We start from the raw sequence: 25,542 nt of genomic DNA, 5'->3' as shown, positions 1-25,542 counted from the left end.
TCCAGGCGCTGCACGAGACAACAGCGCTACCCGATCGCATCGACGATCTCCCGAGCTCGATCCACATATCGGTGACTGCCCCCCACGATGCGGCGGTACCCCGACTCGGCGATCCTGTGTGCTCTGTCAGGCCACTTTTCGCACATGTCCACGATCGCTCTCAGTTCGTCTTGGTTCGAAAAGAGAGCGCATTCTGTGCCGTCTGCAAGAAGGTCTGCATGCTCGGCGGTTCGTTCACCCACGAAAAGACCACCCGACGCCGGAACTTCGAACGTCCTGCACGTGTGAGTATCACGATTCGCCGAATTGAGAAGTACGAGATTGGCTGTGACGGAGGATATCTCGGACGAGAAGTCCTCGCCGTACACAGGCCCTCCGACCCTGGCCGGTGTGCTCTGCAACTCCGGAACGCGCCGCCAACCCGGCCCGCGGACAAGCATCGCAGCGCCGTAATGCCTTGCGAGCGCAACAACGTGATCGCGACGATCGGGACGGCATGCGCCGATGAAGCCGATCAGGTACCGCCGCGCGCCACGGCGCGCGGCGAGGTGGTGCCAGGCCGGGTCGTAAGCACTCATGACGAATTTCACTGCCCGCGCTCCACGCTCGAGCAACTCGGGTGCGTTGTAGCGTTTGGTTGTGACGATGAGGTCCCACTCGCCCTCGAACTCGAGGTAGCCGGGAGTGGTGTTGCACTGGTTGAAAACGTCGTCGGGACTGTAATGGACGTGCAGTCTGGCTGGAACATCGAGTAGTCGTTGCTGGTTCAGATGAATCGCTTTGAAGCCGAAAACTATGTCCGGCCGGAACTCGGCAGCTATGTCGTCGATCCGGGTGTGAACTGCATCGACGCTCCAGGAGGCGCGTCGATGCTTGATCTTCGAGTAGATCCAGGGTGGTGACAACCGGTTCGGAAGCGTCACCGACGTCGAGTCGATCATGACGACTTCATGACCCGCTTGGCGGAAACCGTTTGCAAGAGAACGCGCATTGCTACCGACCCAATCGTCACCGATATACAGGATTTTCATCAGAGATGCTCCTCGAGAACGGCGCTGTGGATCAAACACGGCTCGGTTTTCCGTGCGCTTCTGTCACGTACGACGAGCCTCCTCAACCTCAGGAGGTACCAGCACGCGACGATGAACTCGCAGCACAGTGTGCCGTAGACCAGCGCCCAGACCGAGTGTGTTCGAAACGCGAAATACAGCGCGATAGCGGCTATCGAAGTTCCGACGATTGCGCCGATCAAGACACCGGAAGTGTCCTGTCGCACCGGCAGTATGGCGGTGGTGATGAACGAAGACACAGCGGTCGCGGGGAGAATGAGCACCTCGACCCGCAACAGTGGGACAGCGTCGGCGAAAGCGCTGCCGAAGACCATGTCGATCAGCGTCGGCGCGGCCATCCACAATGCGGCAGTCGCCAGGGCGGCCGCACATACGCACGCAAGCAGTGCTTGGACTGCGCGCCGCCAGAACAGAGTGTCTTGGCTGTTGCGTGCCATCCTCGGTAGCATCGCGAAGCCGATCGGGTCGAGCAACGACTGGACGGCGCGTACGAGCCTGTCGCCGGCCGCGAAGAGTCCGAGCGAAGACGCGGCGAGTACGGACGAATACACCGCCGCAGCCCCCTGGCCGTAGCTCGTCACCAGTAATCGCGACGTGAGAACCGGTACGCCGACTCTGAGAATCGTCTTGACCTGACGTGGACGCTCCGGACGGCCGAACTTCTTGAAAGAGTCTCGCCAGGTCAGCGACACAGTCAGGGTGGACGAGGCTAGAAGGCACAGGATTGCGACCGATGCAGTGGGCAGTTGCGGTAGGACGATCACCAGTAGTACGAGGTATCCGAGTCGTCCTGCGCCCTGGTAGGCCATGGAGGCACCGAAGCGACCCTGCCCGATCAGAACCCAGTCTTCCGACATGGACCAGAACCCACCCGCGAACATCCCGAGCAAGACCATGTGCACGTGGATGTCGACACCGATCACGATGCTCGTCATCAGGCCGATTCCGATAGCTCCGAGGGTCCCCACTCGGATTGCCAGATAGCTACCCCGAAGCTGATTGACGTTTGCGCCGTTCATCATGGCGGCAAGAAATGTCGTGATGCCCAAATCGACGAGCATGGAACCGATGAAGTAAGACGCCATGCCGATTGCCAGTAAGCCGAGCCCCTCGGTGCCGAGCAATCGCGCAGCCAAGGGGAGGGTCACGACCGTGACGAGGTACTGGCCGTACTTTCCGAAGCTGACGAAACAGATGTCGCGGACGATCGCAACAAGGCGGCTCAGCGTCCGATCCTCGCGCATTCTTGCCCCTCTCATTTCGCCACGCGCGAGGCGATGTCCTCGAGGAACAGTCCTACTGCGCGAGCAGAAACGCAGACGTCGAACTGTGAGGCACGCAGCCTGCCTGCGACCGACAGTCGCTGACGTAGTTCACGGTCTCCGATCAAGATATTCAGAGCATCGGTGAGTTGTTGCTGATCACCACCATCGACCAACAACCCGTTCACGCCGGAGTCGACGATCTCGGTAGTGCCGCCCGGCTGCGTAGCGATGACCGCGCAGCCGGCATGCATGCCTTCCACCACGACTTGCCCGAACGGCTCTGCCACGACCGAGCAGTGGACCAGAATGTCGGCGCGTCCCATGAAAACGCCAGGGTTGTCGACGTGCCCGGTGAAGGTAACGGGCAGGTCGAGTGTCGCAGTCAGGCGCCTGAGTTCGTCACGGAATGGCTCCTCGTCGAAAAATGTTCCCCCGACGAGGTAGACGAGCCTAGGACGCACTGTCACATCGGCAAGTGCACGCAGAAAGAGATCCTGACCCTTCCACGGTGTCAGGCGACCCACCACGGCGACGATCGTTTCTGTCGGATCGCGTTGATCTTCTCGATCGTCCAGATCGTCGAGAAGCACACCGGGGTAGGCGACGAGCGATTCTCTGCGCCAGGTGAAGAGCAGGCTCATCGTGGATCTGCTGTTGGCAATGTACCCGCGGCTGAACACCCATCCGAACATCCGGATGAGGACTGACAGGATGCGCCCGAAATACGCAACGGAAATCCGATCGTGCACGTGCCAGACAAGCGGTAAGTGCGCACGTCGCGCCGCGACGGCGGCGACTACCAGTGCTTTGGTGCTCTCCGCCACCAAGACGGTCGCTCCGAAATCCCTGGCTGCCGCACCGACCCCCCAGCCTAATTTGACGAGACCGACGAATCCGCAAATGAGTCGACGGGGTGTCCGGTTCGCGATTGTGATCGAACGGCTGTCGAAGGTGTTGCGCAGTACCACAGTGTCGATCCCCTGTGCACGCATGCGCGCAACCATCGGCCCGTCTTCGGTGAACACTGCACCGACGTCGATGTCGTGCAGAGAAATTGCCAGGCGAAGTGTGGCCAACTCTGCACCGGACGGCGCGGCAGTGTGGGTGACGAAAAGAACCTTGGTCATGAGCTTAATTTCTCGTACATCGAAATGTGGCGCGCAGAGGACGATTCCCACGAAAACGACTCCGCCCTGGCCCGACACTGCTGTGGTCCGGGAACCTGCCCGTTCAATCCACGAACGATTCGATCTCCGAGTGCATCCGCATCCGAGGCCGGAACGATCAGGGAGGCGTCGAGTTCTCTGACGGAATCGGGAAGACCACCGCACTCGGTCACGATCGGAGCGCGACCGGAGGCCAAGGATTCCAGTGCGAAAAGACCGAACCCCTCCAACGCGACCGAGGGGATGACGGTCAGGGCTGCTTGTTCGTACAATTGGGTCAGTCGCTCGTCGGTGGCGTGGCCTTCGAACGAAATCGACCCCCCGCAACCGGATTCCGCGGCCTGGGAGCGCAACGCGAATCCCTGGGTGCCGGTACCTACGATGACGAGGCGAGCATCGGGGTGTGCCGCTACGACCGATCGCCAGGATCGGATGAGCACATGAATTCCCATCCTGCGTTCGAGACGCCGGACGCACAGCACCATCGGTGCGGGATGCTCTCTGTCGGTCGAGCGAAAGCGGTCGAGATCGACACCGGGTGGAATAACACTGATGTCGTCTGGCGGTACACGGTAGTGCTCGACGAGCAATTGCCGGAAGTAGTTGGACAGCACCACCAATCGGTCGGCGCCGGCATAGCGAACTCGCTCGATCATGTACTTGGCCCGCGCCGCGATCTCCGTCGAACCCGCCATCCGACTTTCGTCTGCCCATGGGCCGTGAAAATGCACCACGAGCCGATGATTGCCGGGATACGTCATCGCCGAGCGTCCGTAGAGGCAGAAGTGTCGGTCGATGACAGTACGGCGGGGCAACGCCGTAGGGTCGAGAAAAGCTGTCGAGCAACGGCGCAGTGTTGATCCGCCGACGCTGCCCCAGGACTGCCCTCCTGGCACGGGGCTGCCGAACGCCACCGCGGAGACCTCGATGTCGGAGCGTCGGTCCAGTGCACAGTACAAGTCGGTGAAATATCGATTCAATCCACCAGGAACGGCCGAGTTCCACTCCGATCCAGTCATGTGGAGCCGGATAACTCTCGAGGACTGCGCGGAATACGAGTTGAGTCTCATGTGACGGCTGTCGTTGTCGGGTGCTGCAGTTTCGATCCATTCGGTACCGAATGATCGAACTCTACCGCGGTGCGGTGGCGTTCGATGTCGTTGTGCGACTTCCGTTGTAAACTTTTGCACTCTGCTTTTCGAAGGCATGGATGCGACGACGCGTGCTATCGTTCGATACGATCTCGATGCGCAATCGGCAAGTGGGTGTGGCGCAATGGTTGCTTCGGTCTCAATCTGCGTTCCCGCGTACAACGCTGGCCGCACCCTCGACACGACCTTGCGGTCGATTCTCAGCCAGGATGTCGATGTAGAGGTGATCGTGCTCGACAACGCGAGCGGGGACGACACCGGCGTGATTGCGCATTCCGTCGACGATTCTCGTGTGCGAGTAATCCGCAACGAAGTCGTGTTGTCCATCGGGGACAACTGGAACAAGGCCGTGGCACTGTCCACCGGCAAGCTGGTCAAGGTCGTCTGCGCGGACGATATCCTGCTTCCCGGATCGCTGGAGTCACAGGTACGCGTGATGGACGACCGAGGAATCGCGATATCGTCCGCACGGTTCGACGTGATCGACGAGGCCGGTGAAGTACGGGAGGCTGGACTCGGTGTACCAGGCTTGGAGGGACTCCAGACCCCGCGATCACTGATGCGACTCATCGTTCGCCGAGGCCCCGCCGACTTCGGTCCTACAGCTGCTGCGATGTTCCGGCGAGAGAACTTCGACAGTGTAGGTGGATTTCGCGGAGACCTTGTGTTTCCCATGGACGTGGACCTGTTCGCGCGAGTCTGTGTGTGCGGCATGTTCTTTGGGATTTCGGAACGTGTCGCCGCGTGGCGCGACTCGACGTTCAATCTGTGTAGCCAAACCTCGACCTACAGCAAGTTGTCGGAATTGCTGCGATTTCATCATCGCATCGCGCGCGAATACCCGGAATTCGTAACCGGTGCCGACGTATTGGCGGGTGACATGCGTTTGGTGCGAGCCGCTTTCGCGCGGGTAGTGGTGCGAGCCAACGCCCTCGTACCGCGTCACCCCGCAGTCGGTGTGTAAGTCGACAGGCCTCCGCTCGATGCATCATCGACCTTTCATCATCAGGACCGCGGACAACGTTCGGAGCATGATCTTGACGTCGAACCACAGTCCCCAGTTTTCGATGTAGTAGTTGTCGTAGCGAGCTCGCTCCTCGACCGAGGTGTCTCCGCGGAACCCGTTCACCGCGGCCCATCCCGTAAGTCCTGCGGGCACGCGATGGCGTGCCGAATAGTTTGGGATGGTCCCGCAAAACTTTGCAACGAAATACGGACGTTCGGGTCGTGGTCCGACGAGAGTCATGTCGCCGCGGACGACGTTCCACAACTGGGGCAGTTCGTCGAGCGAGGTCGCTCGCATGATCCGACCGAGGCGCCCGACGCGTGTGTCGTCGGCGATGCACCAGTTCGTCGCCGACTCATCCTCGCTGGTTGGTTTCATCGTGCGAAATTTGAGCAGTTCGAACTTGCGGTCATCCAGCCCGATACGTTCCTGTCGGAACAAGATCGGTGCCGAACGGTCGGAGAAATAGACCGCGGCAGCGGTGGCGAGAAGCAGCGGCGACAGCAACAAAAGCAGCGCTGCGCTCAGTACCCGGCTCGTCCAGAGCTTCACGCCCCACGTCAGTGACCGATGCGCTGCTCTGCGGACTCTGGTCAATGGGATCGCGCCGATACGGTCCATGTCACCGGACACTGCTGTCATTTCCCACAACCGGGGCACAACGAAAATTTCGCAGTCGATGCGATCGCACGTGCGCAGAATGCTCAGCATGTCGCTGTCACGGATCGTGGAAAAGGCGAGTACGACCGTATCTACGTGTTCAGTGGTGAGGAACCTGTTCAGGCGGCCACGCAAAGGCAGGACCGCCACCGATCGCTTGTCGGTCATGATCTGTGGAGAGTCGTCGAGTACCCCGATCAGCTCGAGTCCGCACGAACGCTCCGCCACCATGCTGTCCGCAAGCATCGAACTGATCGAACCGCTGCCTACTATCACCGTGCGGTGTCGACGAGTGAGCTTCCTCCTGAGGAATCGTTCTGCTCCATAGGTGAGGTTTCGTGAAAGTATCACCGCAGCAAGTGTTACGACGGTCAACTCTATTGCGTCCATCAGTTCGGTCCTCGACGCCAACACCAATTGCGTTCCTACAGACGCCAACACGCTGGCCATCGCCGTCCGCGGCAGAGTGTCGAGCACCGACAGCGTCAGATGGGTGCGATATCCGCCCATCACTGCCATGGCAGACACCAGCATCAGAGCTGCCGGCACCGGGTAATCGATCCGAACGAACCAGCAGACCAAGAGGAGGACGATCAGATCGCCGGCCAGCGCGTAGAGGTCAACGTGCGCACTGATCCGGCTGATCAGCCGGCTGGGTGTGTCCGAGGGAATCGGGACGATGCCGGTGGCATGGCGGGCGGTGGAGGTCGTAGTGGTCCGCGGACGGGGGCGATGGGCGCCGAGCACTGTCCGACGGGACGCTGTGGTCATGATTCCGCCGCCAGTCGGACGCCCGTCGTACGGTATGCACCGAATTCATCGCCGACTGCATGCGTCGGGGGGACCACCCATCGCCCGGCGAGTGCTGGAATCCGACTTCGTACCTCGGGGAGGAGTTCGGGCAGGGTGAGCAGAACGTGGTCCGGGCGGGCCTCGACCAACTGCTCGGGGGAGATTATCGGCACATCGGTGCCGGGCATCCGCCGCGTCTGCTTGGCATGAGAGACATCGGCGACGGCGGTGACGAGGCTGCGATCGACACCGGCCTTGGCGAACAGCGGCACAGCCCGAGACGCGGCTCCGTACGCGAAGATGCGCAGATTTCGACGGGCCATCAGGGTCAGCCACTCGTACAGCACGGCTGTTTGCTCGTCCGCAGCGCGCTGCAGGGAACGAAGCACTACAGGGTCACCGAGACCTACGGCCTGTTCGTCGGCGAGCATGCAACGAACGTCGGCCGGTAGCGGCCCGGTTGGCCGGTGGCGGGCCGCCACCAAGACGGTGCCACCGTACAGATCGAACTCCCACACAGCCGTGACGCACATTCCGACGTTCGCGAGCAGACTGCGCAGGACGGTCAGCGAGTAGTAAGCGAAGTGACCGTGGCGCAACGCGTTCCACTGCCCGCCCCCGACGATCGCGCGTAGGGAATGGAACTGGATCAGGAGCACACCGTCGTCGGCTGTGGCTGCCGCCCGATGTCGGAAGGCCTCGCGCTGGTCTGGTTCGTGCATAGCTCCGAAACAGTCGACTACCACCGCGGCCCTGGTAGCGTGCGGCGGCGAACGCAGTCCCCGCTCGGCGAGCAATGGTAGCCAGCTACCGCCGTGCGGGCTGCCGAATTCCATCACTGTGTCGCCCGTCAGAGCGCCGGCTTCGCTGACAATTCGAACGGCCTGGGCCGCCTGATCCCGCAAGACTTGCGGTTCGATACCGCGTGGTTCTTCAGCTGTGGTGTCGTCGTCTTCGAGCTGCGCCAGACCGCAGGCCCGGCAGAGTGCCATCGTGAGCGGATGGACCGATTCCTCCGATGAGTTCGGAGTGGATGCGAGTGGGAAGAAATCGGCGGCCGGCACCCGTCCGAGATCGAGTACTCGGTCGGTTTCGGTGCACGAGCAACCTCTGCAGACCATCGCGTCACACTTTCGAAATCCGAGCGTGCCGGATCTGCCTGTTTCGCCTGCAGAGATGCGGCAGAATGACTACATGCGTGTCGAAACTGCGGAACTCGCGGACGTGTTGCTGTTCACCCCTGAACCATTCAGGGACGAGCGCGGACTGTTCACCCGGACCTTCGAATCGCGCCTGTTCGACTCGGAACTTTCGAAGAGTCGACAGAACCGGCGAGTTCCGACGCGCGCCAGCGATTTCATCGAGGATTCGCAGTCGAGATCGAACCGGGGCGTGGTTCGCGGAATGCACGGACGGTCGGGACGTGGAGAGGCCAAACTTGTACGATGCTCGCACGGTGCAGTATTCGACGTGCTGGTCGACATCAGAAGGGAATCGCCCACTTTCGGTGTACAGCAGGCTTTCACTCTCGATGATGTGGCGTTCGCGCTTCTCTACGTTCCCTCGGGATTCCTGCACGGTTTCCAGGCGCTGACCCCAACCGCCGATGTCTGCTATCGGATCGATCGAGAGCATGACCCGCGAGAAGACATCGCCGTGGCATATTCCGACTCCGAGCTCGCGATACCCTGGCCGTTGCCGGTATCGCATGTCAGTACTCGGGACGCTGCGGCGGGCAGTTGGTCCCAGCTCATGGAGTCGGCGTAGGCGCCGGCAGCCCCGCAGGTCATTCACAACCCGCACCGATCAACTGAAATCGAAGCGATGCATCGAGAACGCCGGCTGCCAAGAGCTTTTCGAGATGGTTCAGGCGGGTGAATCGTTCCGAAAACAGGTATTCGGTGAGTCCCCAGCGGGTGTAGTTCTCGTACAGTTCCGCGGCGCCGTCGGCCACGCTCCACTGGGGGTCGTAGCCGTCGAAAGCGGAGCGAATTGCCGAGAAGTCCACCCGGTACGACCTCGGATCAGGTCCGGTATCGCCTGTGACGAGGACCGTGGATCCGGGTACTGCGTCCGCTGCGGCTCCCGCAATCTGTTCCACCGTCATGTTGTTGGCCTCGGTGCCGACGTTGTATGCAGCACAGTGAATTTTGTCGGTCGGTGCGGTAAGCGCGTATGTGAACGCAGCCGCGATGTCCTGCACATGCACCAGCGGGCGCCACGGAGTCCCGTCCGACAGGACTCGGACTTTGCCGGTCAACACCGCCCTTCCGACGAGATTGTTGAGCACGATGTCGGCGCGTAGGCACGGCGAGAATCCGAACGCTGTGGCGTTTCGCAAGAAAACGGGTGAGAACCCCGAGTCGGCGATGGCCGCCACGTCGTCCTCGACGCGAACCTTGCTCTCCGCGTAAGGCGTCAAGGGGCGGAGGGGAGCATCTTCCCTCACCAGGTCAGCACCCGCCGAGCCGTACACCGAGCAGGTCGAAGCATACAGAAATCGCCGCACGCCCGCGTTCTTTGCGAGGTGTGCCAACCGGACCGATGCGTGATGGTTGATGTCATGGGTGATCTGAGGGGCAAGCGACCCGAGCGGGTCGTTCGACAACGCCGCGAGGTGGATCACGGCGTCGATTCCTTGCAGATGGGCTTCGGTGACGTCACGAAGGTCGACGTCGAACTCCGGAGGATTCTCGGGCGCCGGCCCGAGCAGACACAAAGCGAACAACCCCGAATCGAGTCCGACGACATCGTGGCCGGCGGCGCGAAGTAGGGGAGTGACGATCGACCCGATGTAGCCGCGATGGCCTGTGACGAGTACACGCATGTCAGTTCCTTCCGAATCGGATCGTGGCCTTGTCGAGGGTGAACGCCTCCGCGTGGACTTGCCTGCTCTGCACTCCCCGCAACCGGGAGAGCCCGAAAAATGCTTCCTCGTCGAACCAGTCGTGAGAAGTTTGTGATGGATAGTGCTTCATGAGCAATCGCGCCTTCTCCTCTGCGACTGTGCGCGTAAGAGGGTGGTAGATCGTCGGTCGCGGGGTATCGGCCTCCCATTTGAGGATTTCGTACCCCAGCACCAGATGGTCGCGGAACACTGTCGGTACCAGTTCTGCCAGGAGTCGGTGATCCTGGTGCGCGTCGCCTCGGTGTGGCGCGAATACCACGTCAGGTTCGCATGATCGTCGAAAACCCTCTAGCCCGGACTTGATCGGGTCCCAGTACGCGGGAGCGTGGCCATCGGGAATATCGAGAATAGTGAATTCCAGTTCGGCTCCTGGACACAGGGCAGCCAACGCGTGTCGTTCCTCGATTTCGCGACGAGAATCACTGCCGGACAGAACGAAAGCGTGGACACGGAGTCGGGGGTGCGCAGACGACAGCATCAGCAGGGTCCCACCCAGCCCGATTGCAATATCGTCGCAATGCGCGCCGAGCACCGCCACCTCGCTCAGCTTGGACGTGCGCAACTCGATCATGAGCTCGGCACCGGCAACGAGTGTTCCCACACCATCCACGGATGTATGCCTTTGGAGTAGTTGGCATCCAGTTCGGCGCGTTCCTTGAAGGTGTCTGCGGGCTTCCAGAACCCGCCGTGTCGGTATCCGAACAGGCGGCCTTCTCCCGCAAGTGTTCCGCATACGTCCGCAACCAGATCGCCGCCAGGTGGGAGAAAATCGAAGATCTCGTCGGTCAGGACGAAGTATCCGCCATTTTCCCAGACAGGTAGTTGCCCGACCGGAATGATCTCTTTCACCTCGCCGTTCTCTGCGACGTGTACGCAGTGAAACGAGGACTGCGGCGGTACGACGAGCATCGAAGCGGCAGCACCGGACTCGTGGAACTGAGCGATGACGTCGTCGAGGGGAGCATCGGTGAGGACGTCTGCGTAGTTTGCAAGAAAGCACCTGTCTTCATCGAGGTGCTCCCTGACACGGCGGAGCCGTTCGCCTATCGCCGATTCCAAGCCGGTATCGACGAAGGTAATAGACCAGTCGGCAATATCGGAATGCAACAGCTCTATCTTGTTGCCGTGCAGAACGAAATCGTTCGATTCGGCTTCGCGGTAATCGAGAAAGAAGTTCTTGATCGCATCCGCACCGTAGCCGAGACACAGAATGAACTCGGTGTGTCCGAAATGTGCGTAGTAGTGCATCACGTGCCACAGGAGGGGGCGTGGCCCAACCATCTGCATCGGTTTCGGGATGGTGTCATTGCGATCGTTGCGCATACGCATGCCGTATCCACCGCAGAACAGGACTACCTTCATTATGTGAGACTCCTTGATTCGGAGGGAGATTCGAAAGAAGCACTATGAAGAGTGGGCAGTGGAAAGACCAACTCTCCGCCCCACTCCGTGATGTAGTGCAGCTGTTCGGTCAATTCGACTTCGAGATTCCAGGGAAGCGCCAGCACGACGTCGGGTCGATCCTTTCGGATCATCGCCGGATCGAGGATCGGTATCCTGGTGCCGGGTGTGAAGCGTCCGTGCTTGTACGGATTGCGGTCCACTGTGTACTCGAGCAGATCTGGGCGGATCCCGCAGTAGTTCAGGAGGGTGTTTCCCTTACCTGGAGCGCCGTAGCCCACGACGGTTTTGTTGTTGGAACGGCACTCGAGCAGGAACTGCAGTACCTCCTGCCGCGCCGCTCGGGCCTGCGGTTCCAGTGCAAGGTAGCCATCGACATCGTGCAGTCCCGCCGACTCCTCCTGCTTCAGAACCTGGGCGACGCGGGGGGTCGGTACGTCCCGAGCAGCGTCGGGACGGGCCCAGAGACGAATCGATCCGCCGTGAGTGTCGAGCAACTCAACGTCGACGACCGCAAGGCCCGCTGTCGCGAGCGCCCGGGAAGCGGACAGCACTGTGTAGTACTGGAAGTGCTCGTGGTAGACGGTGTCGAATTGTGCTTCCAGGACGAGATTCAATGCGTGGTGAACCTCGATACTCAACCAACCATCGTCGGCTACCAGGGTGCGAAGTGCGCGCGTGAAGCCGAGCAGGTCGGGAATGTGGGCGTATACGTTGTTTGCGACCACCAGGTCGGCTGGTCCGTACTCGGCCCGTACATGACCTGCGAGGTCCTCGTCGAGAAATGCTGTGAGAGTGGGAACTCCACGTTCGCGAGCAGCTTCGCTCACGTTGTGTGACGGCTCGATTCCAAGACAGCGGATGCCGGCATCGTTGCAGTGTTGCAGTAGGTACCCGTCGTTGCTTGCGACCTCCACGATCAAGGATGCAGCGTCCAGGTGGAGGCGAGAGACCGAGGAGACGACGAATTCACGCGCGTGTTCGACCCAGGAATCTGAAAACGATGAATAGTAGGCGTATTCGGTGAAAGTGGCTTCCGGAGTTATCAAGGCCGGAATCTGTAGCAGTAGACAGTCTTCGCACAGTCGCAGGTGAAGTGGGTACGTAATCTCGGGCATGTCCAGGCCCGACTCTGTGAGGAAGAGTTCGCACGGCGGTGTAGCGCCCAGATCCAGGATGCTACGCATTCGGTCGGAATCGCACAGTCGGCAGCGCACACTGACTCCTTCTCAGAGTCGACCCCCGACGGCCATTCAGGCTGTGACGTTTGTCACAGTCGATCTTCTCCCCCAATTAACCACACCTCCGGTTGCTATACAAGCTTTTAATGGGTGAATAGTCCGACTAGGTAGAAAAAACCGAGATAGAAACCGATAAAGGTACTGAAACATGGCTGTAACATGTGTCAATACGGGTTCGGGCGATACCGGATGTCGAGACGGAAGCGTCGGACTTCGCTACATTTTTGAGCTCTGAAGGTGCATTTCAGGGGCGTGAGACCGTAAATCGGTTGCGCCACGCAAGGGTTCGAGAACCGAATGCCGGCTACGTGCACGCTGAAGAACATGTTCTCGACCAGGTCGTTGAAAACGCCAGGACTCGATGCTTACAGAGGAGGCGCTGGAAAACTAGCTGCCGCGCTGGCCTATGTTGGCGTGGATGCGCATTGCAGTGGTGGAGGACGACGACGGGGTCGGTGACGCGCTGACCGATGCGCTGACCCTCGTGGGGCATGCGCCTGTCCGCATGCGCCGCGGTGCCGATTTGTTGCTGGGTTACCACGACATGGACGTCGTGCTGCTCGATCTCGGTCTGCCGGATATGGATGGCCTGGAGGTTCTCCGCAAGCTTCGGACGTTGAGTTCGGTCCCGGTGGTGGTGCTGACTGCGCGTGACGACGAACGCTCGGTGGTTCGGGCCCTTCGCGGCGGCGCGGACGATTACGTCGTCAAACCTGCAAGGTTGGGCGAGCTGCACGCGCGACTCGAGGTTGCGGCGCGGCGTCGAATCGCGTCGAGCGAACCTGCCACCGACGACGGTCTGGTTCTCGGCGACATCGTCGTCGATCTCGTCGGCCGCACTGCGGAAGTCGACGGACACGACATTGCACTGACGACCAAGGAGTTCGAACTCCTCGCTCATCTCGTGACGCGACGCGGTGAAGCCGTCAGCCGGGAACAGTTGATGGACGCCATCTGGGGTGATGCCTACGTCGCGATCTCACGCACACTCGACGTGCACATGACGGCGTTGCGTTCCAAGCTCGGGCGACCCGGCACCATCGTCACCATTCGCGGCTTCGGCTACCGCTGGGACACGTGAGATGCGTCGCCGTGTCCTCGTGGTGCTGATGATCTACTCTACCGTCGTCGTTCTCGCACTGTCGGTGCCCCTGGGGTTGCTGGTCGGCCGCGAACGAGCCCAACGATTCGGCGAGAACCGGGCGGCTGCAGCAACCTTTTTCGCCGAACTCAGTTCACGAGAAGGCGAATCCGGTGTACCTCGCCTCCGAGAGTCCCTGCAGCGCTACAACAGTCTGTACGACGAGGGGATCGTCATCGTCGATCGCTCCGGTGAGCCTCGTGCGATGGCGGGTCTGGATATCGAGCGAGCCGACGTGCAGCAGGCGGTGGCAGGAGCGCTTCGGAACCAACGTGGGCACCCCCCGTCGAGTGTGACGCCATGGTCGCACTCCTCGGTGTTGATCGCCGCCCCGGTCGGCGGGGGTACGCAGGTCGACGGTGCTGTGGTGATCGCAGCGTCCACCGATGCCGTCCGCAGGGACGTTGCCGTGGCGTGGCTGGTCATCGCTGTTGGGGCCCTGCTGATTCTTGCTACTGTCGCGGTGATCGCTGCCGCCCTGTCGCGCTGGGTCGTTCGTCCACTGACCGCATTGTCCTCGCGTGTCCATTCGTTCGGCGATAAGTTCCACGATCGACTGCCGATCGCAGGTTCCCGCGTGCCGAAGCCCGCGGAGTATGTAGGGCCGCCGGAAGTTCGAGAACTGTCCAGAGCGTTCGACGCCATGGCAGACGACGTCGAAGCAGCGACGGCTGCGCAGCGCCGGCTGGTGGCGGACACCGCCCACGCCCTTCGTAACCCGTTGGCGGCACTGAGAATCCGACTGGATGTGCTGGGCATGAAGGTGCCCGATTCGGCAACCGACGCACACGTCAAGACCACGCTCGAAGTCGACCGCCTCACTACCGTCGTCGAAGATCTACTCGTTCTCGCTGCCGCCGAGACGCCCTTCGCGAAGCAAGCAACCGGGTGCGACGTGGGAGCGGCGATCTCCGATCGTGTCGAATTCTGGTCGAGCACACTGACAGTGGCGGGGATCAGTGTGCACATAGAAGACCGTGACGAGAACACCCTTGCCTCGATATCGGAGGACGACCTGATTCGAATTCTCGACGCCTTACTCAGCAACGCGACGAAATACGCAGACGCTGGTGCAGACGTCGAAATCGGCCACCGAACAAGCGAAGGCCACGTCACCGTATGGGTGTCCGATAGTGGGCCGGGTGTGCCCGCCGACGAACTCCCGAAAATCGTCGATCGGTTCTATCGGGCATCGAGCGCCCACGGTGAAGGCACCGGTCTCGGCTTGTCGATCGTCCACGCGCTGACCGAGCGGGCCGGCGGAACTATCGAGGTGAGTGCGCGTCGACCCTCGGGTTTGAAAATAGAGCTCACTTTCCTAAGGGAGTGTTAGGAAAGTCGGAACAGCTTGGTTTTGGGCTGTGCCTGCGGTCACAGTAAGGGAACTCCGGTTGCCGCTTCGCCCCATGGCAATAGCCCAACAGCACTCTGTGGAAGGACCAGCCCATGGCCAACGAGGCCACCTCGATCGCCGATCCGTCGCGCACGACCCCGCCTGTCTCCTCTCCCGCCGCCACTCGTCGCGCCGTCTACAACACGTTGCGGGGGTCGTCGGGCAATCTCGTCGAGTGGTACGACGTGTACGTCTACACCGTCTTTGCGACGTACTTCGAGAATCAGTTCTTCGATTCGGCGGACAAGAACTCGACCCTCTACGTGTACGCGATCTTCGCGGTCACTTTCCTGATGCGACCGGTCGGCTCGTGGTTCTTCGGCCGCTACGCGGACAGGAACGGTCGACGCGCTGCACTCACGTTCAGTGTCTCGTTGATGGCCGCGTGCTCGCTGGTCATCTCGCTCACCCCGGGGCGGGAGAGCATCGGCGTATGGGCGGCGATCATCCTCATTTTGAGCCGCCTGGTACAGGGCTTCGCCACCGGAGGTGAGTACGGTGCGTCGGCGACCTACATGTCCGAGGCCGCCACTCGTGAGCGTCGTGGCTTCTTCTCTTCGTTCCAGTACGTGACGCTGGTCGGCGGGCATGTTCTCGCACAGGTGACCCTGTTGATCATGCAGTTGTTCCTCGATCGCGGGCAGATGGAGGACTTCGGCTGGCGTATCGCGTTCTTCATCGGTGGCGTCGCGGCAGTGGTCGTCTTCTGGCTGCGGCGCAGCATGGACGAATCGCTGACGAAGGACCAACTCGACGCAGTTCGCAGCGGAGTCGATCGGGCCTCCGGTTCGATGAGGGAACTTCTGAGCAACCATTGGCGCGCACTTCTGGTCTGCTTCTTGGTGACCGCCGGTGGAACCATCGCGTTCTACACCTACAGCGTCAACGCCCCCTCGATGATCAGGACCGCGTACGAGGACCGGGGGATGACCGGAACGTGGATCAACCTCTTCGGCCTGGTCTTCCTCATGCTTCTGCAGCCCATCGGCGGGATGATCAGCGACAAGGTGGGTCGCAAACCCCTCCTGATCTTCTTCGGAATCGGCGGCGTGCTGTACACCTACTTCCTCATCACGTATCTGCCGACGGCTACCTCCGTCTTCGCGTCGGTCACCCTGGTGTGCGTGGGTTACGTCATCTTGACCGGCTACACCTCGATCAACGCGATCGTCAAAGCCGAATTGTTCCCCTCTCACGTGCGCGCACTCGGCGTCGGTCTCGGCTACGCGCTCGCCAACTCCGCCTTCGGCGGCACCGCCCCGCTGATCTACCAGGCTGCGAAGAACAGCGGGCAGGTCACCTGGTTCATCGTCTACGTGACGGTGGTGATCGCAGTATCGCTGCTGGTCTACATCTTCGTTCTGCGGAACAAGTCCGAGACCGTCCTCGACCGGGAGCAGGGTCGAGCGTTCGAGTGATCCGCCACGCCCTACAGTGACGAACATGGTCCCGCCCGCAGCGTTGCTCTCCCGCAGAGCGGCGCTGCGGGCGGGACTGCTGGCTGTGAGCGCCGCCGCGGTGGGCACTGCCTGCGCGTCGGATCCTCCACCGCAACTCCGTCTCGCATCAGGTGAGGTCGGAGGCTTCTTCTGGGAGTTCTCGGGCCTGCTCGCCGACGCGGCCGCCTCGACGCCTACGGCGGAGGTCGTTCCGCTGACGACGGCGGGCTCCCTCGACAACCTGGAGGCCTTGGACTCTCGACGTGCCGAGCTTGCACTTTCATTGGCCGACGCCGCATACGGCCATCCGAGTCGAGATTTGGCGGCGGTGGGGTGCGTGTACGAGAACTACTTCCAGGTCGCGGTGCGAGCCGACTCGGGCATCGAGACGGTAAGTGATCTGCGGGGGCGGCCGGTGAGCGTCGGCGCCCCGGGATCCGGTGCCACCCTGGTGTCCCAGCGCATTTTCGACGCGACGGGTCTGTCCGGTCCGGGTGCTGTCCGTGAAGTCCAGATGTCGATGAGTTCGGCGGCAGATGCGTTGTCCAACAACGAGATCGATGCCGTGATGTGGGCTGGGGGATTGCCGACCCCGGCGTTCGCCGACCCGCCGATGGCGATCCGGTTACTCGATCTGGGCGCCGTGGTCGCAGACTTGCGGCGTGAGTTCGGGACGGCGTACGAAGCGGTGTTGGTGCCGGCGGACGTGTACGGCGAACATCCGGAAGTGACCACCGTCGGAATCCCGAACCTGCTGCTGGCCCATCCGGACGTGCCAGATCGGACTGTAGCGGGGTTGGTGAGCCTACTGCTCGATCAGTCGTCCTCGCTGGTTCCACGGCAGGCGATCGGTAGCCAATTCCTCGACGCCCGGTCGCTCGTCATGACCGGCGCCATTCCTCTCCATCCCGGGGCCGAAGCGGAGTATCGCAGGCGGCACGGGTGAGATGACCAGGTCGGTCGGTCAGCGCGCAGCCAATCGCCACAGGGACGTCGTCTCGCGTGACCGAGCGGCGTGGAAGAGATCGTCGGTGTCGCGCGCACGGGAATGCGTCGGCGCGGTGTCTGTTTTGCCGAGTACCTCCAGGCCTGCGCGGTCGATTGCCGCGAGGAGATCCTCGCGTGTCGCGAGCCCGAGGTGTTCCGCCAGATCGGAGATCACCAGCCAGGCCTCGCCGCCGGGATCGAGATGCTTGGGAAGCCGATCGAGGAAGGCCCGCAACATGCGGCTTCCCGGGTCGTAGATCGCGTGTTCTATCCCCGAGGTCGGCTTCGTGGGAATCCACGGCGGATTGCACACCACCAGGGATGCGCGTCCGGCAGGAAAGATGTCGGTGAGCTCCACGTCGACGCTTTCGGTGAAACCCAGTCGCTCGAGATTGGAGATGGCGCATGCAACCGCCCGTGGGTCCCGATCCGTCGCGACGATGTCGGTGACACCGCGCTGCGCCAGGACAGCAGCCAAAACTCCTGTGCCGGTACCGATATCGAAGGCCGTGGTCGTTCCGTCGGGAAGGGGAGTGTCTGCCACCAGCTGTATGTATTCGCCACGCAGCGGCGAGAAAACGCCGAAGTGTGGCTCGATGGTGGCGTCCAGTGCAGGAATGCGAACACCTTTGCGTCGCCATTCGTGTGCGCCGATGAGACTGAGCAGTTCTCGAAGAGAGAGCAGCGAAGGCGTCGAGGCCTCGCCGTAAACCTCACGGGCGGGTTGTGCGACGTCGGGTGCTCGTCCGTAATTCAGAACAAAATTCGAATCGAGTTCGACGAGCAGCATTCCGAGAGTGCGTGCTCGCCGCGCCTGATCCTGGCGGTGTAGGTAAAAGTCCTCTGCCGGAGTGGACGACGGCCGTCGTGTCCGGGGCTCGGCTCGCCGGGTGATCGCCTTCAGTAGTTGGCGTGCATTGTTGAAATCGCCACGCCACAGTAAGAACTCACCGATCGACGCGCGTTTGTACGCGACGTCGGCGGGGATGTCGTCGCCGACGATGTGGATGGCCTTAGGAGGCGGAGCGTTGTTCTCCGAACGCCACCGTGCCGCGCGTTCCTGCCCGTTTTCGGTCCACACGACCATCGGGCCCTCGGGTTCGGCGAGTCCGCGATCTTTCGAGGCCAGGGTGGTTGGGTCGACGATCATGCTTCCGCGCTTGCGAGCGGCCGCGTTGTGGCTGCGACGTTGAGCTGGTTCACGGGGCCCCTTCGGTTGAAATTCAAGTCAACCACAGCGACCGGAGTCGGCCGTCCCAGCGGCGCCGCGAACACGAGGGACATGGCCGAAGCCCGGGCGCCGGCGCGTTCGTCTACCATTCCGGACGTAGATCGAACTCTGGATGGAAGGCATCACGCTGTGATCACCGGAAGCATCGTTGCAATTGTCACGCCTATGACCGATAGCGGCGAGATCGACCATGCATCGTTCTCTGAGCTAGTCGAGCGCCAGGTCAGTGGCGGAACCTCGGCCATTGTTGCAGCTGGCACCACCGGCGAATCGTCGACTCTCTCGGTGGCCGAGCACACGGAGATCATTCGAGAAACGATCAACGTGGTTGCCGGGCGGATTCCGGTCATCGCGGGGACCGGCGCGAATTCGACGTCCGAGGCGATTCATCTCACCCGGGCTGCCAAGGCCGCCGGAGCCGATGGTGCGCTGCTGGTCACCCCGTACTACAACAAGCCCCCGCAAGAGGGCCTGTACCGACACTTCCGTGCGGTCGCAGAAGCCGTCGACATCCCTCAGTACCTGTACAACGTCCCCTCGCGTACGGGGTGCGACATGCTGCCCTCGACCGTCTCCAGGCTCGCTGAAATCCCGAACATAGTCGGCCTGAAAGAGGCCGCAGGCGACCTGGATCGCGTCCGCGAATTGGTGGCTCTCGAACTCGGAGAATTCGCGTTGTATTCGGGTGACGACGGTACGGCCAGGGCCAGCATGTTGGCCGGGTTCCACGGCAACATCTCGGTGACCGCGAACGTTGCACCGGAAGCAATGGCTCGGATGTGTGCAGCTGCGCTGGCAGGTGACTCCGAAGGTGCGTCGGAAATCGATGCGAAGCTCGTCGGCCTGCACACAGCCTTGTTCGCCGAACCGAACCCCATTCCGGTGAAGTGGGCGCTGGCGGAGATGGGATTGATGCCCGGGGGCATCAGGCTTCCACTCGTTCCGCTCGACGAATGGCATTACGAGGACGTTCGGGCAGCGCTTCGTACTGCGGGTTTGCTGGGCTGACGCTCGACCGGGGCGTGTTGCAACGTGGAAGCAACCTGCGCGGATTTAGGTTCGATGTCCGAGTTCCGAGCATCCAGGAGGATGTAAGAATGACCGACAACGTGACGCTTCGCCAACTGACCGGAATGCCCGACGCGCCGTCTGCGCTCGCCGATTCGGCTTTGATCATGATCGACTGCCAAAACACCTACACCCAGGGTGTCTTGGAACTCGTCGGGGTTCAACCTGCACTGGATGCTGCTGCCGACCTGCTCGAGCGGGCTCGCAGCGCCGGTACCCCGGTCTTCCACATCATGCACGACGCCGGGGTAGGAAGTCCGTACGACATCAGCGCCAACATCGGTCAGATCGTCGAGCGAGTCGCTCCCCGCGGCGATGAATCGGTGATCGTGAAGAATTACCCGAACTCATTCGTGAGCACCGACCTCGACGAGAGGTTGCGTGCACTCGGAGTGGAAAATCTGCTGCTCGCCGGATTCATGACACACATGTGCGTCAACTCCACCGCCCGGGGAGCGTTCAGTCTGGGCTACAGTCCGACGGTCGTCGCCAGCACCACGGCCACCCGATCGTTGCCCGGTGCGGGCGGCGTCGACGCCGGTGCACTCCAGGCAGCGAGCCTGGCTTCGATCGCGGATCTGTTCGGCGTCGTAGCCCCGGACGTGGCAGCAATCCCGGACTGACGATCAGCCGGTTCGCGTCAGAACACGACGGATTCGGTGTCGATAGTCCCTGCTTCTCGTCCCGGTGCGGTCTGGAAATTCCAGTACAGGTTGGTGTGCGAAACGACCTCTGCAGGGGGAGGGGCTCAGTACACGTCCCGCACGTAACGCTTTTCTGCCGCCAATGCTTTGACGTAGGCCTCTGCGCTGGCGGGCGCGAGCCGACCATGTTGAGCAACAACGCCTTTCAGGGCATTGTCGACATCTTTTGCCATTCGTGAAGCGTCACCGCATACGTAGAAGTGCGCACCACGCTGGAGCCATTCCCACAGCTGAGCACCGTGTTCGCTCATTCGATCCTGCACGTAGACTTTCGCGCTCTGATCGCGCGAGAAAGCCAGATCCAGCCGGGTCAACGACCCGTCGTCGAGCATCGTGGTCAGTTCCTCGCGATAGTAGAAGTCCGTGGAGGCATGCTGTTCGCCGAAGAACAACCAGTTCGGTCCGGTGTGTCCGCGTGCTCGGCGCTCGTGCAGGAACGCACGGAACGGGGCGACGCCGGTTCCGGGCCCAACCATGATCATAGGCGCGGCCGGGTCCTCCGGTGGTTTGAAGTGCGCCGACTTCTGCACGAAGATGCCGACGTCTTCACCTTCGGCGTGATCGGCCAAATAGGTCGAGCAGACACCACGTCGAGGGACACCATGGATGTTGTAGCGCACCGTGGACACTGTCAGCTGCACTTCCCGCGGATTCTCCTTGGGACTCGAAGAGATCGAATACAGCCGCGGCTGAAGCGGTTTGAGGACACCGAGCCATTCGTCGATCCCCGCCCGCACCGGAAGGTGCGTGAGAACGTCGACCGCCTGACGGCCCCAAATCCAATCCTGGAGGTCATTTTTGCTCTCCGGCATCAACAAGCGTTCCAGATCGTCGTCGCGCGTGCGGGAGTGGACGAACTTCAAAAGATCCGGGGAAACTTTCGCGATCTCCAACCGTTCGCGTAAAGCGCTGCGAAGCGGCATCGGATCGTGCCCGGCAATGTCTACGACGCGCTCGCCGTCGAGCTCGGTCAGTTCGAGCCACTCGTCCACCAGTGCAATGCTGTTGCGCGGCCACACACCGAGCGCATCGCCTGCCTCGTAGCTCAACGTGCCGTCGGGAAGGTGGAATCCGAATTGGCGGACATCCTTTCGCGACCCGGTCGCTGTCAGAACAGTATTGCGTACCAAAGCCGTTGCCAGCGGTGCTTTCTTCCCGTAGGTCGGGACCATCTCGACCGTGGTTCCAGCGGAGGTGATGGGTTGCACTGGTGGCGGTGTTCCTAGCTTGGACACCACGCGGTCCAGCCATGCCGACGCCGCTTCCTCGAATTCCGGCTCGCAGTCGACGCGTCCCACCAGGCGCTGCGCACCTAGTTCGGTGAATCGACTGTCGAGACGTCGACCGTTTCCGCAGAAATTATCGTAGCTCGAATCACCGAGGGCGAGAACAGCGAATCTGTTTCCAGACAAATCAGGAGCGCAGTCTTCGGACAGTCCGTCGAGGAAGGACATGCCGTTGTCGGGGGCGTCACCGTCGCCGGTAGTGCTGCTGATCAGGAGCACATCGCGGTACCGCACCAACTCGGTTGGTGCGAATTTCTCCATGACGTGCTCTTCGACGAGAAGACCCGTCGACCGGAGATGCTCGACGCAGTTGAACGCGAATTCTTCTGCCGTCCCGGTCTGGGAAGCCCACAGTACGAGTACCGGGGGTTCGTCATTGTCATTGTCACCGCCGGCCGAGTCGACGGGAACGGGAGTCTCCGGCGTCAAAATCGCGGCGCTGCGGGAGAACAAGCCGGCGAGCATGCCGCCGAGCCAGGCGTGGGTTTCAGCGGACAACGGCGTCGTCGCCGGCAGAGTGGGAACTCCCGCGGCACTACGGCCGGCGTCCGTCCGTAATCCGGCCAACAGGCCCGCTACATAACGCTGCTCGATCAGCGGAAGGGGCAGCGACGGCCCGGAGACTTCACCCACGAGGTTGGCAAAGGCGTCGATCGGCGACGGGGCATTTCCTCCGTCCTCAGGGGCGGAATGCGACTGCGATTGCGCTGCAAGGACTTTCGTCAAAGTGACCGCACAGATCTTGAACTCCGGTTGCTGTGAGTACGGATCGACCGCGTCGTTGGTCACCGCGTTGATCGACAGGTATTCACCGAACGAATCATTCCAGTGGAACGGGGCGAAGCAGTCACCCGGCCTCACCCGGTCGCTGACGAGCGCGGGCAGTACCGCCCGCCCCCGACGCGATGCGATCTCGACCCGGTCACCTGACTCGCACCCGAGGCGTTCGGCGTCACTCGGATGTATCTCGACGAAAGGACCCGGATTCAGCTTGTTGAGCTTCGCCACTTTCCCGGTCTTGGTCATCGTGTGCCATTGATGTTGCAGGCGGCCGGTATTGAGTAGGAAGGGGTAGTCGTCGTCCGGCATCTCTGCCGGTGACATCGATGGTCGGGCGAAGAACTGGGCCCGACCGGATGGCGTGGGAAAGGACAGGTGCGGTGTACTGCCGTCGTCGAGCGTGCGCAGAGGTTGGCTGACGCCGTCGTTGAGGTATCTGATCGGGTGGCGATCCTCGTCGTCGTCCGGCGGGCACGGCCACTGCAGCGGCGTCGTACGGAGTCGCTCGTAGGTGACGCCGCGTAGGTCGTATCCGGTTTTGGGGTTGGAGAACTCCTTGATCTCCTCGAATATGTCCTCTGCGCACGAATAGGTGAACGCCTCGGAGTAGCCGAGCTCGCACGCCATCAGCGCGATGATCTGCCAATCCGGCATTGCTTGACCGGGAGCGTCGACGGCCTTCTGGAACAGAGTGAGATTCCGTTCGGAATTGATCATGACGCCCTCGGACTCGGTCCACAGGGCCGCTGGGAGGATGGCGTCGGCATAGCCGTTGGTTTCCGTGTCGGCGAATGCGTCCTGGGTGATCACCAATTCGGCCCGCCCGAGACCTGCGATAACTGTCTTTTGATTAGCTACCGACGCAACCGGATTGGTACAGATGATCCAACATGCCTTGATCTCCCCGTCGGCCATCCGGGCGAACATGTCGATGGTGCCCGCACCGACATCGGTACGCAGCGTGCCTGATGGGAGGTTCCACTTGTTCTCGACGAAGGCTCGATCCTCGTCGACCAATACTGTCCGCTGGCCGGGAAGCCCCGGTCCCATGTAACCCATTTCACGGCCGCCCATGGCGTTCGGTTGGCCGGTGAGCGAAAACGGTCCGCTTCCACGTTTGCAGATCGCACCGGTCGCCAAGTGCAGATTGACCAGGGCATTGGTGTTCCACGTCCCGTGCGTCGACTGATTGAGTCCCATTGTCCAGCAGCTCATCCAGTTCTCTGCCTCACCGATCCACCGTGCGACCGTGTACAGATCGGCCTCGGGGATACCAGTCTTGGCGCTCACGCGAGACGGTGTGTAGTCGGCCAGAAAGTCCTCCATGACGTCCCAGCCGTCGGTGAACTCGGCGATGAACCGGTCGTCGGTCAACCCCTCCGCGAGCAGGATGTGCAGCACTCCGTTGAGTAGGTCCAAGTCCGTCCCTGGCGCGAGCTTCAGGTGAAGATCAGCTTTGTCGGCAGTCGCGTTCCGTCGAGGGTCGACGACGATCAACTTCGCGCCTCGCTTGACGCGGTCCATCATCCGCAGAAACAGAATCGGGTGACAGTCGGCCATATTCGCCCCGGTCACCAGAAAGACATCGGCATGATCGAAATCCTCGTACGACCCGGGCGGCCCGTCGGCACCGAGTGACTGCTTGTAGCCGGTGCCCGCGCTGGCCATGCAGAGGCGAGAGTTCGATTCGATCTGATTGGTTCCGATGAAACCTTTGGCCAACTTGTTGGACAGATACTGCGCCTCGATGGACATCTGCCCCGAGACATAGAGGGCAAAAGCGTCGGGACCGTGCTCGTCGATCAGCGCGCGCAGCTTCCGCGCTGTTCGCTCGATCGTTTCCATCGCGTCCGCCGGTTGCGGATCATCGCCGCGGCTGGCCCGCACACGCGCGGTGTCGAGCCGTCCGGGCGCAGCGAGCATGTCCGACGTCGTCGAGCCCTTGGTGCAGAGACGCCCGAAATTGGCAGGGTGGGACTTGTCGCCGACTGATGTGGTGATTGTCGAGGATTGGTCATGGCGTTGTTCGATCTGCAGTTTCATGCCGCAACCGACGCCGCAGTAGGCGCACACCGTCTTGACGGAATGCGCGACTACGGAGATATCGATCGGCTTCGGTAACACGACTCCCACGATGCGCACCGGACGATTCACGTCGATGACGCATCAGTTAGCCCGAGGTGACGTTGTCCTCACAGAGGCACATCAGAGATGGTGATGCGAATTTTGACACCAATAAGTACTCATGCAAGAGTACTCGCGTGTCTTCGATCCGATTGTTCATTCTCGGCTCGTTCGCGCAGCGAGGCGAGATGCATGGTCATCAACTTCGCCTCTTGGCGGAAGAAGAACATGTGCAGATGTGGACGGATATTTCGGTGGGGGGCCTCTACGGTGCGCTGAAGAGACTTCATGCCGAGGGGCTGATCGCCGATGTGCGGACCGAACAGGACGGAAACTTCCCGGCCCGGCAGGTGTATGCGATCACCGATGGTGGGCGGGAGCAGCTGCGAGCGTTGCAGAGCGAAGGCCTGTCCAACTTCGTGCTTCGCCCCGATCCGTTCGACTTGGCTCTGACCAGGCTCGACCCCGACAGGCTCGACCACTTACCCGAGGTGATCGAAGAACGGGTCCGCCTGTTGAACGAACTCCTTCGAACCACCGTCGATGCGAACGAGCAAGCGCATCCGTATCTGACGTTGGCAGAAACCTACGCGCTCGAGCATCGCGAACATCGTCTGCGGGCAGAGATCGAATGGCACGAAGGATTCGTTGCTGCATTACCGGGCATTCTCGCCGACGAACGACACAGAATTCACCCCCCACTTCCCACGTGAATACAGAACAGCGAGA

21 protein-coding genes are annotated in these 25,542 nt (G+C 61.5%); 9 read left to right on the top strand and 12 right to left on the bottom strand.

Annotation, left to right across the window (positions count from 1 at the left end; all coding sequences use genetic code 11):
• Positions 1 to 26 precede the first annotated feature (26 nt).
• From BJI47_RS22565 to BJI47_RS22550, 4 genes are read right to left on the bottom strand one after another with little or no spacing between them, the layout of a single operon-like run.
• Positions 27 to 1,031 (bottom strand): glycosyltransferase, encoded by a 1,005-nt coding sequence (locus tag BJI47_RS22565; RefSeq protein WP_088945785.1) that lies wholly within the window; start codon positions 1,029 to 1,031, stop codon positions 27 to 29.
• Positions 1,031 to 2,314, bottom strand: coding sequence for a lipopolysaccharide biosynthesis protein (locus BJI47_RS22560; protein WP_088945784.1), 1,284 nt, complete (start codon positions 2,312 to 2,314; stop codon positions 1,031 to 1,033). The genes BJI47_RS22565 and BJI47_RS22560 overlap by 1 nt, the downstream gene beginning before the upstream one ends.
• Before the next feature lie 11 nt (positions 2,315 to 2,325).
• Positions 2,326 to 3,462, bottom strand: a complete 1,137-nt coding sequence (locus BJI47_RS22555) for a glycosyltransferase family 4 protein (RefSeq protein ID WP_088945783.1) — start codon at positions 3,460 to 3,462, stop codon at positions 2,326 to 2,328.
• Positions 3,459 to 4,520, bottom strand: coding sequence for a glycosyltransferase family 4 protein (locus tag BJI47_RS22550; RefSeq protein ID WP_088945782.1), 1,062 nt, complete (start codon positions 4,518 to 4,520; stop codon positions 3,459 to 3,461). Before BJI47_RS22550 ends, BJI47_RS22555 begins: the two co-directional genes overlap by 4 nt.
• A gap of 256 nt (positions 4,521 to 4,776) precedes the next feature.
• Between BJI47_RS22550 and BJI47_RS22545 the strand changes: the two genes are divergently transcribed.
• On the top strand, positions 4,777 to 5,616 hold the full coding sequence (locus BJI47_RS22545) for a glycosyltransferase family 2 protein (RefSeq protein WP_088945921.1): 840 nt from the start codon (positions 4,777 to 4,779) through the stop codon (positions 5,614 to 5,616).
• 24 nt (positions 5,617 to 5,640) lie between these two features.
• Here the strand turns inward: BJI47_RS22545 and BJI47_RS22540 are convergent, their stop codons facing one another.
• On the bottom strand, positions 5,641 to 7,089 hold the full coding sequence (locus BJI47_RS22540) for a sugar transferase (RefSeq protein ID WP_088945781.1): 1,449 nt from the start codon (positions 7,087 to 7,089) through the stop codon (positions 5,641 to 5,643).
• Positions 7,086 to 8,231, bottom strand: coding sequence for a transferase (locus BJI47_RS22535; RefSeq protein WP_088945780.1), 1,146 nt, complete (start codon positions 8,229 to 8,231; stop codon positions 7,086 to 7,088). Before BJI47_RS22535 ends, BJI47_RS22540 begins: the two co-directional genes overlap by 4 nt.
• 73 nt (positions 8,232 to 8,304) lie before the next feature.
• On the opposite strand from BJI47_RS22535, the gene BJI47_RS22530 reads away from it, so the two are divergent.
• Entirely contained in the window at positions 8,305 to 8,877 is a 573-nt protein-coding gene (locus BJI47_RS22530; protein ID WP_088945920.1) for a dTDP-4-dehydrorhamnose 3,5-epimerase family protein, read from the top strand.
• A 19-nt stretch (positions 8,878 to 8,896) separates the two neighbouring features.
• Here BJI47_RS22530 and BJI47_RS22525 read toward each other — a convergent pair whose 3' ends face one another.
• From BJI47_RS22525 to BJI47_RS22510, 4 genes are read right to left on the bottom strand one after another with little or no spacing between them, the layout of a single operon-like run.
• The gene (locus BJI47_RS22525; protein WP_088945779.1) at positions 8,897 to 9,937 is read right to left on the bottom strand and encodes an NAD(P)-dependent oxidoreductase; all 1,041 of its coding nucleotides are present in this window, start codon (positions 9,935 to 9,937) and stop codon (positions 8,897 to 8,899) included.
• Between the two features lies 1 nt (position 9,938).
• Positions 9,939 to 10,589: a PIG-L deacetylase family protein gene (locus BJI47_RS22520; protein ID WP_088945919.1), complete on the bottom strand. Its 651-nt coding sequence runs from the start codon at positions 10,587 to 10,589 to the stop codon at positions 9,939 to 9,941.
• The gene (locus BJI47_RS22515; RefSeq protein WP_088945778.1) at positions 10,586 to 11,380 is read right to left on the bottom strand and encodes a glucose-1-phosphate cytidylyltransferase; all 795 of its coding nucleotides are present in this window, start codon (positions 11,378 to 11,380) and stop codon (positions 10,586 to 10,588) included. The genes BJI47_RS22520 and BJI47_RS22515 overlap by 4 nt, the downstream gene beginning before the upstream one ends.
• Entirely contained in the window at positions 11,380 to 12,636 is a 1,257-nt protein-coding gene (locus BJI47_RS22510) for a class I SAM-dependent methyltransferase (protein WP_088945777.1), read from the bottom strand. The genes BJI47_RS22515 and BJI47_RS22510 overlap by 1 nt, the downstream gene beginning before the upstream one ends.
• Positions 12,637 to 13,078: 442 nt before the next feature.
• Here BJI47_RS22510 and BJI47_RS22505 point away from each other — a divergent pair, with 442 nt between their 5' ends.
• The 4 genes from BJI47_RS22505 (at position 13,079) to BJI47_RS22490 (ending at position 17,579) form a co-directional block, all read left to right on the top strand.
• The gene (locus tag BJI47_RS22505; protein ID WP_088945918.1) at positions 13,079 to 13,741 is read left to right on the top strand and encodes a response regulator transcription factor; all 663 of its coding nucleotides are present in this window, start codon (positions 13,079 to 13,081) and stop codon (positions 13,739 to 13,741) included.
• A 1-nt stretch (position 13,742) separates the two neighbouring features.
• Entirely contained in the window at positions 13,743 to 15,134 is a 1,392-nt protein-coding gene (locus tag BJI47_RS22500; protein ID WP_088945776.1) for a HAMP domain-containing sensor histidine kinase, read from the top strand.
• A 113-nt stretch (positions 15,135 to 15,247) separates the two neighbouring features.
• Positions 15,248 to 16,612: an MFS transporter gene (locus tag BJI47_RS22495; protein WP_088945775.1), complete on the top strand. Its 1,365-nt coding sequence runs from the start codon at positions 15,248 to 15,250 to the stop codon at positions 16,610 to 16,612.
• Between the two features lie 25 nt (positions 16,613 to 16,637).
• A complete protein-coding gene (locus BJI47_RS22490) occupies positions 16,638 to 17,579 on the top strand; it encodes a TAXI family TRAP transporter solute-binding subunit (RefSeq protein WP_088945774.1) in 942 nt (313 codons plus the stop codon).
• An 18-nt stretch (positions 17,580 to 17,597) separates the two neighbouring features.
• Here the strand turns inward: BJI47_RS22490 and BJI47_RS22485 are convergent, their stop codons facing one another.
• Positions 17,598 to 18,707 carry a class I SAM-dependent methyltransferase gene (locus tag BJI47_RS22485; protein ID WP_088945917.1) on the bottom strand — a complete coding sequence of 370 codons (1,110 nt, stop codon included), beginning with the start codon at positions 18,705 to 18,707 and terminating at the stop codon, positions 17,598 to 17,600.
• Positions 18,708 to 18,980: 273 nt separating this feature from the next.
• On the opposite strand from BJI47_RS22485, the gene dapA reads away from it, so the two are divergent.
• Positions 18,981 to 19,859: a 4-hydroxy-tetrahydrodipicolinate synthase gene (gene dapA, locus BJI47_RS22480; protein ID WP_176225011.1), complete on the top strand. Its 879-nt coding sequence runs from the start codon at positions 18,981 to 18,983 to the stop codon at positions 19,857 to 19,859.
• 89 nt (positions 19,860 to 19,948) lie between these two features.
• Complete coding sequence (locus BJI47_RS22475) at positions 19,949 to 20,542, top strand: cysteine hydrolase family protein (RefSeq protein ID WP_088945773.1); 594 nt, start codon at positions 19,949 to 19,951, stop codon at positions 20,540 to 20,542.
• A 125-nt stretch (positions 20,543 to 20,667) separates the two neighbouring features.
• Here the strand turns inward: BJI47_RS22475 and BJI47_RS22470 are convergent, their stop codons facing one another.
• A complete protein-coding gene (locus tag BJI47_RS22470; protein WP_088945915.1) occupies positions 20,668 to 24,813 on the bottom strand; it encodes a bifunctional nitrate reductase/sulfite reductase flavoprotein subunit alpha in 4,146 nt (1,381 codons plus the stop codon).
• Between the two features lie 137 nt (positions 24,814 to 24,950).
• On the opposite strand from BJI47_RS22470, the gene BJI47_RS22465 reads away from it, so the two are divergent.
• A complete protein-coding gene (locus BJI47_RS22465) occupies positions 24,951 to 25,526 on the top strand; it encodes a PadR family transcriptional regulator (protein ID WP_254900750.1) in 576 nt (191 codons plus the stop codon).
• Positions 25,527 to 25,542 lie beyond the last annotated feature (16 nt).

Source organism: Rhodococcus sp. 1168 (assembly GCF_002091955.1).
Lineage (GTDB): Bacteria > Actinomycetota > Actinomycetes > Mycobacteriales > Mycobacteriaceae > Rhodococcoides.
The sequence above is the reverse complement of the archived record's forward strand: the minus strand, read 5'-3'. Positions and strand labels throughout refer to the sequence as shown.

Excerpts from the sequence above, each read along its gene's own strand:
- BJI47_RS22565 (WP_088945785.1), bottom strand. The coding sequence starts at position 1,031 with ATGAAAATCCTGTATATCGGTGACGATTGGGTCGGTAGCAATGCGCGT.
- BJI47_RS22530 (WP_088945920.1), top strand. The coding sequence starts at position 8,305 with ATGCGTGTCGAAACTGCGGAACTCGCGGACGTGTTGCTGTTCACCCCT.
- BJI47_RS22535 (WP_088945780.1), bottom strand. The coding sequence starts at position 8,231 with ATGGTCTGCAGAGGTTGCTCGTGCACCGAAACCGACCGAGTACTCGAT.
- BJI47_RS22560 (WP_088945784.1), bottom strand. The coding sequence starts at position 2,314 with ATGCGCGAGGATCGGACGCTGAGCCGCCTTGTTGCGATCGTCCGCGAC.
- BJI47_RS22500 (WP_088945776.1), top strand. The coding sequence starts at position 13,743 with ATGCGTCGCCGTGTCCTCGTGGTGCTGATGATCTACTCTACCGTCGTC.
- BJI47_RS22540 (WP_088945781.1), bottom strand. The coding sequence starts at position 7,089 with ATGACCACAGCGTCCCGTCGGACAGTGCTCGGCGCCCATCGCCCCCGT.
- BJI47_RS22490 (WP_088945774.1), top strand. The coding sequence starts at position 16,638 with ATGGTCCCGCCCGCAGCGTTGCTCTCCCGCAGAGCGGCGCTGCGGGCG.
- BJI47_RS22495 (WP_088945775.1), top strand. The coding sequence starts at position 15,248 with ATGGCCAACGAGGCCACCTCGATCGCCGATCCGTCGCGCACGACCCCG.
- BJI47_RS22475 (WP_088945773.1), top strand. The coding sequence starts at position 19,949 with ATGACCGACAACGTGACGCTTCGCCAACTGACCGGAATGCCCGACGCG.
- BJI47_RS22515 (WP_088945778.1), bottom strand. The coding sequence starts at position 11,380 with ATGAAGGTAGTCCTGTTCTGCGGTGGATACGGCATGCGTATGCGCAAC.
- BJI47_RS22520 (WP_088945919.1), bottom strand. The coding sequence starts at position 10,589 with ATGATCGAGTTGCGCACGTCCAAGCTGAGCGAGGTGGCGGTGCTCGGC.
- BJI47_RS22485 (WP_088945917.1), bottom strand. The coding sequence starts at position 18,707 with ATGGTCGTGTGGACCGAAAACGGGCAGGAACGCGCGGCACGGTGGCGT.
- BJI47_RS22550 (WP_088945782.1), bottom strand. The coding sequence starts at position 4,520 with ATGACTGGATCGGAGTGGAACTCGGCCGTTCCTGGTGGATTGAATCGA.
- BJI47_RS22525 (WP_088945779.1), bottom strand. The coding sequence starts at position 9,937 with ATGCGTGTACTCGTCACAGGCCATCGCGGCTACATCGGGTCGATCGTC.
- BJI47_RS22555 (WP_088945783.1), bottom strand. The coding sequence starts at position 3,462 with ATGACCAAGGTTCTTTTCGTCACCCACACTGCCGCGCCGTCCGGTGCA.
- BJI47_RS22545 (WP_088945921.1), top strand. The coding sequence starts at position 4,777 with ATGGTTGCTTCGGTCTCAATCTGCGTTCCCGCGTACAACGCTGGCCGC.
- BJI47_RS22505 (WP_088945918.1), top strand. The coding sequence starts at position 13,079 with ATGCGCATTGCAGTGGTGGAGGACGACGACGGGGTCGGTGACGCGCTG.